Below are 13,412 nucleotides of genomic sequence, written 5' to 3' on the forward strand. Positions count from 1 at the left end.
TTTCGCTTGACCCAACACCACACCATGGTTTAAAAATCGACTCCCGTTTCGCCAAGATAGCTCAGTTGGTAGAGCAACTGATTCGTAATCAGTAGGTCGTCGGTTCAACTCCGATTCTTGGCTCCAAGGAATAGTAAGGGCTGACAAGGGTTTCTACCCATTGTCAGCCCTTTTTCGTACGCATTGTGTCAAAATCGATCAAAAATAATAACTCCTTTTTAGGTCTACATTTTCGCGGCACACTTCGGTCAAACGATACTCTTCATTCGTTAAAATAGGTCTTATGCATACAAATTCCCTTGAAAAAAACTTTATCATTGCCATGCACAAGGTCTGGTATCGCCATTCAAAAAAAACTTTAAAAAACACGTATCAGCGACTATTCCCCTAAGCACGGCATTTTTTTCCCATACACAAGGCCTTCTGTGCCCATGGCAGGGCTTTTATCCCTCGAAGGGGGTTTTCAAGTCCCCCAAAAAATGACATGCTATTCACTAAAGAACGATTGATCGGCAGATTTTCATATGCTGATCTCTCTGAAATCTTAGCAAAAAGCTCCGGTCTCCGTATGCGCTTCAATACGAAGACGGGAACAGTCTGAGAAGGGGGTGTCCTTCTCAAACGAACTTCCTCCCCTGCGGTAATTATAACCACCACCGTTTAGAGGAACAGTCGCAGGGGAAGGCATCACCACATGTTCCGCCAGTGGAGGGAGTCGACATACTTCGTACAATTCGCATGACGTTCTGAATCATGAGAGATTCCTCGGAATCTAACTCATCGAAAGGTCAGTTCGTCGTGACATTGTTACGGGAAGATGCTCGGCTCCACGCGTCCAGCGACACCGGCGGTACAAAGAGACTCCACACACGCCTTTCACAGGCATTGCACCGTTGAGCGCACGATAACAGCATCCGGCTGTTTCGCGTCTGCCGCCCGCCCCTGTCTTCCGTACTTTGTCCCTGCTTCCATATGGCCGAACCACTCGTGGCACGGCATGTCTCTATCTGTGAATTGAACGATCCAATGTACACCATAGCGACCATTGAAACGCACCGGTTTCTTCCGCTTCGACTTTCCAACGCAGCGCACACACCGGAGCGACCCGAAACGCTCTTGACGCTTTCCGCGCGCCGAGAAATCGGGAACAGGTGGAACACATTCAAAAAACATTTGAGAACAAGGAGGTTACAGTGAGCAGCATACAAGGTCTGTTGGTGACTGTCCGAACCGCCAAACAAGGCTCGGCAATGGTTTCCAGCAAACATGGCGAGCTCTATTCATCGGAGATAAAGATCCTGCGCATTCACCCGGATGACCTCAGTGCCATGGGGGCGAAAGACGGACAGGCTGCCATGCTGACCAGTCAGCATGGCGAAGTGCGTATCACCTGCAAGGGTGCCGACGTCCCACGGGGTCTCTTCTTCCTCCCCCTTGGCCCTGTTGCCAACGTTCTCTTCAGTGTGACAAGCACCGAAGAGTCCGGGGTTCCCAACTGGAAAAGACTCAAGGTGTCGCTCGCCCCATGCGATGAGCGGCCCGAACCACGCAACTCCGGCCAAGGAGCTGATTAATGACTGTGCATAAAAATGTAGTCTGCACCTTCTGCGGCTGCCTCTGCGACGACATCGAGGTGGAAGTTGAAGACAACACCATAAAATCCGTCAAAAAAGCCTGTGCCATCGGCAAAAACAAGATCATGCACGCAATCACGGAGCCGCCGACTCCCAGCGTGAACGGCACGAAAACCTCGATTGACGCAGCCGTAACGGAAGCCGCGCGCATCCTGAGCAAGGCCAGAAACCCGCTCATCTACGGCCTGAGCAGCACCACGTCCGAAGCACAACGAGAGTTGGTCGAAATCGCCGAGATCACCCGGGGCAACCTCGACAACTGCTCCTCGTACTGCCATGGCCCGGGTGTTCTTGCCCGCCAGCAGACCGGATTGGTTTCCTGTTCGCTGGGTGAAATCAAGAACAGGGCGGACCTCGTCATCTATTGGGGCTGTAACCCCGTGGAATCCCACATGCGTCATCTGTCGCGCTACTCGCTCCAACCCAAAGGGTTATACACTCCGGAAGGACGAAAGGGCCGCAAGGTCATTGCCATCGACATCCGGCCAACCCCAACCACCAAACGGGCTGATGTCTTCCTGCAAGTCTCGCCCGGACATACCTTCGAAATAGCCTCGGCCCTGCGTGCCCTGATTCAGGGCGAACCTCTTGAGTTCCCTGAAGGGCAGGACACCGTGGGCGATGTGCCCATCGATTCCTGGCGTAAAGTGGCCGACATGATCAAGGGCTGCAAATACGGCGTGCTCCATTTCGGTTTGGGTGTAACCCAATGCCGCAACTCGGACATCAACGTCGAACAGGTCGCCCGACTGGTTCAGGACGCCAACCGGCACACCCGATTCTACGGGGTCGCCATGCGCGGTCACGGCAACGTCAACGGCGCCAATCAGGTCATGACATGGCTCACTGGCTATCCCCTGTGCGTGAACTTCAGCAAGGGATATCCCCGCCACAATCCGGGGGAATACAGCACCCTGCCCATGCTCGCCCGCAAGGATATCGACGCCGCGCTCATCGTGGCGACCGACCCGGGCGCGCACCTTCCAAAGGATGCGGTGGACTTTCTCAAGACCATTCCCACCATCCATCTCGATCCGCACCGCAACCTGACCACGCCGTGGTCCTCGGTGGTCATTCCCGTGGCCCCCGTTGGCGTGGCGGCCACCGGCACTTTCTACCGCATGGACAACGTCCCGCTGCGCTTGAAAAAGTTGGTGGACTCCCCATTCCCCTCGGACGAAGAGGTCTTGAAAACCATGAAGGAGAAAATCGTTTATGCTGCGAATAGCTAATGGGCGCGTTCACGACCCGACAAACACCCTGAGCGGCACGGTACAGGATATTGTCATGGACAAGGGAGCCATCATTTCCACCGACGGCATCCCACAAGGCCAACTGGATGAGATGGAGACCATCGACGCAACGGATTGCGTGGTCATGGCCGGTGGCGTGGACATCCACAGTCACATTGCCGGAGCCAAGGTCAATACCGGACGCATCATGTGTCCGGAAGAGCATTACAGCCACGTCTCATCCCGGACCAAAATCACCCGGGCGGGCTGCGGTCGATGCGTGCCGACCACGTATCGCACGGGCTATCTCTATTCCAAACTCGGCTATACCACGGTCTTCGAAGCAGCGGTTCCGCCGCTGGAAGCGCGGCACACCCATGAAGAGTTGCAGGACCTGCCCATGTTGGACAAAGGGTGCTACACCGTCATGGGCAACAACCATCTGGTGATGCAGGTGCTCAGTGACACCGATCCGGTCCGCCGGAAAGAACGGCTGCGCAATCTGGTTTCCTGGTTGCTCAAGGCCAGTCGCGGCTATGGCATTAAAGTGGTCAACCCCGGCGGCGTGGAAGATTGGAAATGGAACGTGGGCGCGGCCGATCTCGACACCCCCACCCCACCCTTTGGCGTGACCCCGAGACAGATTCTCGGCGGGCTGGCAGAGGCGGTGGATGATCTCAAACTCCCCCACTCCATGCATTTGCATTGCAACCATCTGGGCGAAGCAGGCAACGTGGCCACCACATTGGAGACCATGCGGACCCTGGAGGGACATCGTGCCCATTTCACTCACCTGCAATTCCACTCCTACGGCAAAACGCCAAAAGGCGGATTCACATCGGGCACCGTGGAGATCACGGACTACCTCAACAAACACCCGGAGTTTACCTTCGATGTCGGCCAGATCGTGTTTGGTTCGACATTGACCATGACCTCGGACGCGCCCATGGAATTCCATCTGCATCAGATGACCAAGGGCAAATGGGCCAGCGGTGATATCGAAATGGAAAGCGGGTCCGGCATCGTTCCCATTACCTACAAACCCAAAATGCTGGTCAACGCCATCCAGTGGGCCGTGGGTCTCGAACTATTGCTGCTCACCAAGAACCCCTGGCAGGTCGTGCTGACCACGGACCATCCCAACGCCGGTCCGTTCACGGCCTATCCGCAGATCATCAAGCTGCTCATGGACAAGGATTATCGGCAATCCTGGGTGGAAAAGCTCCATCCCAAGATCCGTCAATTCACCTGCCTGTTCGAACTCGACCGCGAGTACACACTGGATGAAATCGCGATCATCACCCGGTCCGGTCCGGCCAGAACACTGGGGCTTGACCGCAAGGGACACATCGGAGTCGGTGCCGAAGCCGATGTGACGATCTATCGAACCAACACCGACAAGAGCACCATGTTCAGCACTCCGGCATACGTCATCAAGCATGGCGAAGTGGTCGTGCGAGACGGTGAAATCGTCAAGAGTGTCACCGGCAAAAGCCTGGGCGTGTCTCCCGAACAGGGCGAACGACTGGACGACGAACTGACCGACACATTCGATGCGTACTACACGGTCAAAATGGCGAACTACATGGTGGAAGATGAATATCTGGACACACCGGAGGTTGTCCCATGCGGATAAACAATGTTGAAATAGTGGACACGTTCGCCGAGGCCTTTCCCATGGCCGCCGCACGGGTCACCATCACGGCGAAAAATGAAAAATGGGCCATGCAGGCCGCGCAGGCCGTCACGGGATTCGCCACGTCGGTCATCGGCTGCGGTATCGAAGCGGGCATTGACGGTGTTTCCTCAAAGACACCGGACGGACGGCCCGGGCTGGACTGCCTGTTCTTTGGCATGTCAGCGGGAGCACTGGAAAAACAGATGCTCAAACGCATCGGCCAGGCCATCATGACCACACCGACATCCGCCTGTTTCGACGGCGGAGTCTCCGAATGCCCGGCGGACGAGCGCACCGAGCTGAAGCTCGGCGGCAAAATCCGCTACTTCGGTGACGGATTCCAGGCCAGCAAGGTCATCAACGACACCCGGTACTGGCGCATTCCGGTCATGGAAGGCGAGTTCCTGATTCAGGAATCGTTCACCATGGTCGATGGCATCGGCGGCGGCAACTTCATGATTCTGGCGGAGTCGGACGACGCGGCACTGGCTGCGGCCGAAGCCGCTGTCGAACGCATGAAAGAAATTCGTGGCGTGGCCCTGCCCTTCCCGGGCGGCATTGTGCGAAGCGGCAGTCAGGTCGGCTCCAAATACGCCTTCCTCCCCGCCTCAACCAACGTGGCCTTCTGCCCGACCATTCGCAGCCGCGTGCCAAAAACCGAGATTCCCAAAGGGGTGAACTCGGTCATGGAAATTGTCATTGACGCCCTGACCTACGAGCAGGTGGCCGAAGCCACCCGTGTGGGTATTGAGGCGGCCTGCCTGCCCGGCGTGATGCAGATCACAGCCGGGAACTACGGCGGCAAACTTGGCAAGCACCACTTCCATCTTCAGGAACTCCTCGGCTGATGGAAAACCCACTACAACGACAAGGAACTGGAGCCAAATCATGAATACACGGGTTCATCTGACCCTCCGCACGGCCCCGGACCTGCCCGTCGAAGCGGACTCCCTGCTTCCCGAGACGGTCACGGGTAAAGAAACTGCGGACATAGCGGCCCTGCCTTTGCTGGTAGGAAATCACACGGAAACCGTCGGCGATCATTTCCAGGTGGAAATAACCGACGGCTCCCCGGACACGGCCGACACACTGGCCACGCTGGAATTGACCGGCAACCTCTCCCGATTCAAACATATCGGTGAGGCAATGACCCGAGGAACCCTGACCGTCAATGGTCCAGTAAGTTTCCACGCGGGTGCAAAAATGAGCGGTGGTGAACTGATTATCAATGGCGATGCCGGGGATTACCTCGGGGCCATGATGACCGGCGGAACCATCGTGGTCAACGGTAACGCCGGGCACTTCGCCGGTTCCTCGTATCGAGGATATTCCAGAGGTATGTCCGGTGGAACGATTCTCGTCCACGGCAATGCCGGAAACCTGACCGGCGCACGGATGCGTCGCGGACTCATCGCAGTTCGCGGCACCTGCGGCGATCTGGCGGGATTCTCCATGGGTGCGGGAACCGTGCTCATCGGTGGCGAAGTCGGCGTGCGAGCCGGAGCGAACATGAGCCGAGGCTCGGTCATTTTGCTCACGCCCCCAGAGGAAATCAGACCGACCTTCCGCTATAACGCCACCTGCGTACCAGCATTCTGGCCGGTCATGCACGGCTCGCTGTCAGAGGCGGGCTGGTCCGTGCCCGAAACAGGCCCATACGCGCTCTTCAAGAAATACAGTGGCGACGTCAATGAAGGCAGTCGCGGCGAGTTGCTCTTGTACGCAGGCACCGCCTAAACCAACGCGGTCAAACGCACGACGAAACAATAGGGAGGTCGATCGGCACAGGTCGATCGGCCTCCTCATGCTTTGGAAATGGCATCTGCAAAAGACAAAAAACGTCCCGAGGGTCGCAACCGACGGGACGCATGAGACTGCTTTTAGGCTTTGAAATTTGAAACTACCAACGAGCCAACAAAGCGGCCATGGACTCCGGTGTTTCTTCAGAGACAAGGAAAGCAAACAGGGAACCTGCCACCAGATCCGCCGTGGTGCCGGGATTATACAACCGTTTTTCATCACGGATCAACTGATCAAACCGTTCTGCCGCTTCCCGTCCCTCTTCGGTAAAAACGCCTCCCAATCCCATAACTTCAGCAGCCTTGGCCGAAATGGAACGGGCGGTTTCCACATCCGTCTTGCGGGCAATATCCGTATCCGGGACAGTGGCAAGGATGGTCAGATAGACCTGCACCACCGCCTGGGACAATGACCGGCCCTCGGCAAGAAACCGTTTCAAACCGGCACAGCCCACATCAAACACCAATTCGAAATCCGTTGCATACTGTGCGGCCAAAGTATCCCGATGTTGCGCCAATTTCATGGCCTCCAACAACGTCATGTCCACGTTGTCATTGCGAATATCCCCTTCTTCCACGGTATCCATTCCATGGGGTGCCGCCTTGACAATCGCGGCAAAGGCCTGACGGGCGTCATCCACGGTCAGTTCCGCCAGCACCCGGCGCACGGCATTGCGAAGATTCGCCGGATCATCCAGGGATGCGGCCTTGGCCAACGGTGCCATCATCAACAGAATGCCGACATTGGTATTCACCCCGGCCAAGAGTTTTGTACTCTCGACACTGTTTCGAATCAGCTCGCCGACCGAGGAGGTGGACACGGCAGTAAAAGCCGGTCCAATGGCCGTCGCACTGACCAGAAACTGCTCGAAATGCAACCCTGAGCAATCCCTGGTGCGTGTCACATTGCCGGGTTTTTCAGCCAAGACCTCAAAAAGACAGGCAATCTGGGCCGCCCAGGCTATCCATTTATCACTGCATGAAGGCATACACGCTCCTTATGACGACACCGAATCCATCGCCATACTTTTTTGAGCGAAACATACAGAGGGCGCACTGGTGCGTCAAGAGGGTCTGATTTTTTCACACCTTTTTCATCTCCTTAATATCGCTGAAAATCGATTCTTTTAAAAAGGCATGAGGCAGTCTCCGAATCATCGTTTTTTCCAGCGGTTGACACGGCCAAAAATCACCACCGTTCCGCTCGTGTTTCCATCAAAAATATTTGAAGGAGGAAAAATGGCACACTGCATTCCACCATATTGACAAACCATACAAATCGGCTCTCTTGGCCAAAAAGACTTCAAAAGAAGAAAAACGGACTAATTCCATCCTAAATTCAGAATGTTTTAGTAGGATATACGTTTAAAAAAAAAGAAATCAATTTGCGAATCCATGCATATCAACAATTTTATGCGATTCATGGACCTATTTTGCATGTTTTTTCGTCATAAAACAGGGTCATATACAGATACCCGGTTGACTCAAAGTAGAAAAATGCGTTATGTATTTTGCAACATATATTGATGATTGTCGCCTCTATCACGAGTCTGTAGTGTCGGGCGAATGTGAATTGTTCAAATGGAAAATCATGTGACTGCATATGCAGGTCCATGTTCGCAAATAAGCAATTCAACCAGTCATACCTTCTCTCCGCAGGTTTATAAGCACCACCGTCAAGAGGAACGGTTGCGGAAAGAAGAGTCACAAAACGTTCCGCCAGTGGAAGGAGTCGTCTCAGCTTTATACAGTGCTTGTTCACCAGTTCGCAATGGCCGAAGTGCTTTGGCATGGATGGCTGACGGACTGTAATGGCAGGAAGCTTCAATGCGTTGTATAAAAAGAGAGACGGTGCGTTCGGCTGACGGTTTTCTTCAGTAAGCGCGGCGCAACAGCCCGCTGACGAGACTCACTCTCGTCAATCACTCCGTTCAGCCCCACCACATATGCCAAGATTCATGCATGAAAATGCATATTTTGAGCATTCACTGTCTGCTCCATAACACCCATTATTATCAGGTCCACTGATGAAACGTGATGTGGTTGCCTCTGGCGACCTCGTGTCCGACATAAACAACATATCCCCTTTGTGGTGGTGTGAAGTACAAGGAGAAATACAGATGAAAAAGAAACTGTTGCTTCAGATGGATTGCAATCCACATGCAAGTGTTTTCGATGCCGTTGTTGCACATGATGCGGGCGTGGACGTCCTGCTCCAACAAAGCGGAATCACCCCTGACGATGTTCGCGACCAGATTTATGGTCTGATGTTCACTCGGGGTGGCGATGATCTGAAAAATTCCGCCGCTTTCATCGGAGGCTCCGACGTTGCCACGGGCGAGGCCATGCTCAAGGCCGCCACCGGAAGTTTCTTCGGCAATGTCCGCGTCTCGGTCATGCTCGACTCCAATGGCTGCAATACCACTGCGGCGGCTGCGGTAGCCAAGCTGTGCGGCAATGATGGTCTGAAAGGGAAAAAATGCGTGGTCTTGGCTGGAACCGGCCCGGTCGGCAAGCGCGCCGCCGGACTCATGGCCCTTGAAGGTGCGGATGTGGTCCTGACCTCCCGTCGCATGGACCGGGTCAACGAAGCCTGCACCGAAGTCAATGAACGTTTCAACGTCACCATCCAGGGTGCCGAAGTCGCCACAGAAGAACAGGCCGCGGCCGCTCTGGACGGCGCCTATGCCGTGTTGTGCGCCGGTGCTGCCGGTATCCAACTCATCAGCAAGGACCTCTGGGCCAATCATCCGACACTCAAACGACTGGGCGACATCAACGCGGTTCCCCCGCTCGGCATTGAGGATACCAAGGCCCATTTCGACGGCGAAACCATGAATGACAAGATCGTCTTTGGCGCACTGGGCATCGGCAACCTGAAGATGAAAGTCCACCGCGAATGCATCAAGCGACTTTTCGCCAGCAACGACAAAGTGTTCGATGCCGAAGAAGTCTACGCAGTCGCCAAGGAGATGCTCTAGAATGCGAATTCTGCTGACAGGAGTGAGCGTGCGGGCTTTGGCGCAGTCAGCGGTTCGAGCGGGGTATGACGTATCCTGCCTGGACTTTTTCGGTGACCGTGATCTGCCTGTTCAGGCTCATTCTGTCAGCATGAGTGATTCCGGGTATGAGACGTATGATCCACATGCCCTTGTGGAGTTGGCGAAACCGCTCGACGACGACGCTCTGGCCTATGTCGCCAGTCTGGAAAATCATCCCGATCTGGTCGCTCGTCTTGCCAAGGATCGTCTGCTAATCGGCAACACACCGGAAACGCTCGAAAAGATTCGCAACTGGACCTTGTTGGAAACCTTTTGTCAGGAATCCGGGATTGCTATGCCACGGATTCTGACCGAAGCCGATTTCCGCACACCTGTTTCGGAACCGGACGAATGGCTGCTCAAACCGATGAAAGGTGGAGGCGGCCACGCCATTCGCCGCTGGGATGGACACCCCCCCGAAACGGGGTGGTATGTCCAGCAACGCGTCGAGGGCATGGCTGCATCCGCAGTCTTTGAAGCGGACGGCACCCGATGCCGAGTTCTGGGTCTTTCCGAACAACTCATCGGTCGCGACCGTTTTGGCGCATCGGGATTCCGCTATTGCGGTAACATCTATCCACTCGTCCCGCAGGGAACCACCAATGGGGACATTGGTTCCTGGGTCGAAAAAACAACACGCAAACTCACCGTTCATTTCGGGTTACGGGGAATCAACGGCCTCGACTTTATCATTCCACCCATTGGGAATCCGGTCCTGGTCGAAGTGAATCCCCGTCCCCCCGCTTCAGCGGAACTTATGGAATTGGCGCATGGGACAAGTATATTTGCTGCCCACATGCACCCTCTGGAACACGTTTGGCACCACGACCCCGCGACCTCCGTCTACGGCAAAGCCGTTGTTTTCGCCATGCGGGACGTGACAGCGCCCGACACGACACCCTGGTTGACGATGCATCGCCGAGATATTCCCAATTCGGGACAGTTTATTCAGGCGGGACATCCGATCTGTACTGTGATCGCGAACGGTATGAATCGTCACGAATGTGTCTGTCGGCTCGGCATGGCTGCCGATGCGGTCCGAGAGGACTGCGGCGAGGTGTTTCCCACGGACACTTCCAACGATATTCCAGCCATTCCCCACCCGGGAACGGACTCCATAAGTCCCTGCTGATTCTATCGATCAGACAGTAGCTCAGAGGCTGAACAACAACCGTTGCATCACGTAACGGAGAGGTAAAATGCACGTAAAAAACACAAAAACGCCAGTAATTTTCGCAGCCATACTCCTGCTGGTTGCCGCGACCATTGGCTATCTCGGAAGCGATCAGACACAGCCGATGCCCACACGTATCCTGTTCGAAAACAAGGGGGGGAAGGTCGTCTTTTCTCATTTGGTCCACCACAGGGACTATCAAATCGAATGTGGACGGTGTCACCACGACCGTCCCGGAGAATCCATCGCAAAACCGGGTGAGGCTCTGGCCTGCGGGTCCTGCCACCCCAATGAATTCAATCAGGAATTTGCAGACAACCACATGGATTCGTTCCCGGATGAATCCTATTGCGTCCGCTGCCACCACCGAGAATTCGACTCACTGATCTTCGATCACGAAGCTCATGAGGAATATGCGTCCGATTGCGCTGAGTGTCACCACGGCACGGACATCGAACCGGAACCGCAAAAATGCTCCAACTGCCATGAAGACACGGATGAGAACGACCTCATCTCCATGCGCGAGGCCGGACATACCAGCTGCGCCAACTGCCATGAAGACATGTTTGACCAAGGGCTTTCCAGTTGCAAATCCTGCCACACCGAAGTGGACATGACTGAATACGACGGGGACTACAGTTCCTGCGAATCCTGTCATGAAGCCGATCCAAGGGAACTGGTCCTCCCCCACATGAACGCCTTCCATGACCAGTGCATGTCCTGTCACGAAGAAATGGGAGCCGGTCCCTATGGCCCAGACAATTGCAACCAATGTCACATAAGCAGGTAGTCCGACCATGAATACGCAAACACGCAAACAATCCGCTCGGGCGGAAATGGTTTTGACCTGTCACTGTGCCGTGGTCAGCTGCGGCCAGACTGTCCGGCAAGGCGAGACCATCGCAACCGCCACTGTCCCGGATCGCGGCGACATTCACGCCCCGTTTGCCGGGAAAATCGTCCACGTTGACCGATACCGTATCCGCATCGATCGAGAGGTCGGCGAAATCGTTTCCCCTGCCATATTGGACGACTTGTCCGGTTCGGAATTCAGGGACAGATTGGCCAAAATGGGTGCGGATCTCCCGGTTGTAACCAACACTGATCGGCTCATTATCAATGCCGTAGACGCAGAACCGACCGTCATGAGCCGCCAATGTCTCTTGATCGAACATGACGAGACACTCAAGGCCGGCATCGAGGCCCTGACCAGAATCTATCACCCGAAGGACATGAATCTGGCCATACCCGATGGCATGAATCACATCATGGATGGCATGGAAACCACCATCATTTCCAACGATTATCCCGCCGGACTAGACCCGTTGGTCGTCAAGGCCGTAACTGGCGAGGAACTGCCGGACAACACGATCATCATCGGTCTCGAAACGGTCTTCCATGTCGGCCGCATCATCGAAACCAGACTTCCTGTCATGGAAACCATGATCACGGTCAAGAACACCGGACGCATCGTGCCCTTGGGCACTCCGGTCGGGACCATTATCGAACAGGAAGGGGACAGCATCCAGGACCGTGATCGCATTGTTCTCGGCGGCGTGCTCCGGGGCGAAGCCGCGGCTTCGCCCAATCAGGGAGTGGCACGCGACACCCTTGCCGTGGCCATTGTCAGCAATCCGTCCCCGGTGGCGGTTGATACGGCCTGTGTCGGGTGCGGTGAATGTGTGCGCCGTTGTCCGGCCCGACTCGATCCGGCCATGATAACCAGCTACGCGGAATTTGGTCAGTACGACCAGGCGGCCGCCGAACACGTCGGAACATGTTTCGAATGCGGCCTGTGCGGGTACTACTGCATCGCCCGTCGTCCCATGCTTCAATATATCAGGCTTGCCAAGGCCGAACTGGCCAAAACCGCAGCCCAAACCGACGAGGGGACTCAACGGTGAAACACCTCAATCCATTTGCACTGACCGTTTCGGTTCCGCCCCACCAGCACTGCGGTGTGACGGTCCGAAGCAGAATGCTCGCCATGCTTGTGGCCATGCTCCCCGCCATTGTCATGGCGGTCGTCAACTTCGGCATCCCCGCAATGCGGGTCATGGCCCTTTCAATGGCCGTGACCGTCTTTACGGAAATGATCTGCGACCTCCTCATGAACCGAAAAACCGACATTCAGGACCTCCATGCCCTGACTGTGGCTCTTGGTTTCGCCTTCCTCCTCCCTGCTTCGGCTCCGTGGTGGCTGGTGACTGTTGGTAGCGCAACCGCCATTGCGCTCGGCAAAATGGCCTTCGGTCCCTTGGGAGGCAGCCCATTCTGTGCTCCCCTCATCGGTTGGGCCATCTGCCGGGTTTCGTGGCCATCATTCATGGACATAGACGCCTCCATGCTGACCACTGAATTGACCTACCCCTTGGCTCAACTCAAAAGCTTCGGACTGGATGCCGTTCAAATCACGGACCCGCTCCAGCTCTTTCTGGGGCACCAACTCGGCGGCCTCGGCGCAGTTCAAATCGCGGGAGTCCTCGTGGGCGGCCTGTTTCTGGTCCTGCGCAAACACGTCTCACCGCTCATCCCACTGGGTGTGCTCGCGGGTGTCACGATCATGGCTTCCATTTTCTACGTGGTCGATTCGTCTGTCTACGCCTCACCCCTGTTTCATCTGATGACAGGATCAACACTGTTCGTGGCGTTCTTTCTGGCACCGGACGGACCATCCAGTCCCTACCGAAACCTGCCCATGCTGCTTTTCGGGCTGTTGATCGGTGTCCTCATGATCATCATCCGCGTCTACGGCGTCTATCCTGATGGTGGAGCATTCGCCGTGCTGCTGGCCAATCTGTGTACTCCAGCCCTTGAACGCATTCGGCCAAAACCGTTCGGAGTGAGGTAAATC

Annotated in this window: 11 protein-coding genes and 1 tRNA gene; 11 read left to right on the forward strand and 1 reads right to left on the reverse strand. The window is 55.5% G+C overall.

The window, feature by feature from the left end:
- Positions 1–50 precede the first annotated feature (50 nt).
- The 6 genes from GO013_RS08340 (at position 51) to GO013_RS08365 (ending at position 6,281) form a co-directional block, all read left to right on the forward strand.
- A tRNA-Thr gene (locus GO013_RS08340) sits at positions 51–126 on the forward strand.
- 1,067 nt (positions 127–1,193) lie between these two features.
- Positions 1,194–1,574, forward strand: a complete 381-nt coding sequence (locus tag GO013_RS08345) for a molybdopterin dinucleotide binding domain-containing protein (protein ID WP_163810056.1) — start codon at positions 1,194–1,196, stop codon at positions 1,572–1,574.
- On the forward strand, positions 1,574–2,866 hold the full coding sequence (locus GO013_RS08350; RefSeq protein ID WP_163810057.1) for a formylmethanofuran dehydrogenase subunit B: 1,293 nt from the start codon (positions 1,574–1,576) through the stop codon (positions 2,864–2,866). The genes GO013_RS08345 and GO013_RS08350 overlap by 1 nt, the downstream gene beginning before the upstream one ends.
- Positions 2,850–4,502, forward strand: a complete 1,653-nt coding sequence (locus GO013_RS08355; RefSeq protein ID WP_163810059.1) for a formylmethanofuran dehydrogenase subunit A — start codon at positions 2,850–2,852, stop codon at positions 4,500–4,502. The genes GO013_RS08350 and GO013_RS08355 overlap by 17 nt, the downstream gene beginning before the upstream one ends.
- Positions 4,493–5,392, forward strand: a complete 900-nt coding sequence (gene fhcD, locus GO013_RS08360; RefSeq protein ID WP_163810061.1) for a formylmethanofuran--tetrahydromethanopterin N-formyltransferase — start codon at positions 4,493–4,495, stop codon at positions 5,390–5,392. The genes GO013_RS08355 and fhcD overlap by 10 nt, the downstream gene beginning before the upstream one ends.
- Before the next feature lie 40 nt (positions 5,393–5,432).
- Positions 5,433–6,281 (forward strand): formylmethanofuran dehydrogenase subunit C, encoded by an 849-nt coding sequence (locus tag GO013_RS08365; protein WP_163810063.1) that lies wholly within the window; start codon positions 5,433–5,435, stop codon positions 6,279–6,281.
- Positions 6,282–6,444: 163 nt separating this feature from the next.
- On the opposite strand, the gene GO013_RS08370 is transcribed toward GO013_RS08365, so the two are convergent.
- The gene (locus tag GO013_RS08370; protein ID WP_163810065.1) at positions 6,445–7,332 is read right to left on the reverse strand and encodes a triphosphoribosyl-dephospho-CoA synthase; all 888 of its coding nucleotides are present in this window, start codon (positions 7,330–7,332) and stop codon (positions 6,445–6,447) included.
- 1,131 nt (positions 7,333–8,463) lie between these two features.
- On the opposite strand from GO013_RS08370, the gene GO013_RS08375 reads away from it, so the two are divergent.
- From GO013_RS08375 to GO013_RS08395, 5 genes are all read left to right on the forward strand, one after another.
- Positions 8,464–9,324, forward strand: coding sequence for an NADP-dependent methylenetetrahydromethanopterin/methylenetetrahydrofolate dehydrogenase (locus GO013_RS08375; RefSeq protein WP_163810067.1), 861 nt, complete (start codon positions 8,464–8,466; stop codon positions 9,322–9,324).
- Position 9,325: 1 nt separating this feature from the next.
- Positions 9,326–10,516 carry an ATP-grasp domain-containing protein gene (locus GO013_RS08380; RefSeq protein ID WP_163810069.1) on the forward strand — a complete coding sequence of 397 codons (1,191 nt, stop codon included), beginning with the start codon at positions 9,326–9,328 and terminating at the stop codon, positions 10,514–10,516.
- A gap of 67 nt (positions 10,517–10,583) precedes the next feature.
- Entirely contained in the window at positions 10,584–11,348 is a 765-nt protein-coding gene (locus GO013_RS08385) for a cytochrome c3 family protein (RefSeq protein ID WP_163810070.1), read from the forward strand.
- Positions 11,349–11,355: 7 nt separating this feature from the next.
- Positions 11,356–12,462 carry a 4Fe-4S dicluster domain-containing protein gene (locus GO013_RS08390; protein ID WP_163810073.1) on the forward strand — a complete coding sequence of 369 codons (1,107 nt, stop codon included), beginning with the start codon at positions 11,356–11,358 and terminating at the stop codon, positions 12,460–12,462.
- A complete protein-coding gene (locus GO013_RS08395) occupies positions 12,459–13,409 on the forward strand; it encodes an RnfABCDGE type electron transport complex subunit D (protein WP_163810075.1) in 951 nt (316 codons plus the stop codon). Before GO013_RS08390 ends, GO013_RS08395 begins: the two co-directional genes overlap by 4 nt.
- Positions 13,410–13,412: the final 3 nt, after the last annotated feature.

The organism is Pseudodesulfovibrio sp. JC047 (assembly GCF_010468615.1).
Classification (GTDB): Bacteria; Desulfobacterota; Desulfovibrionia; order Desulfovibrionales; family Desulfovibrionaceae; genus Pseudodesulfovibrio.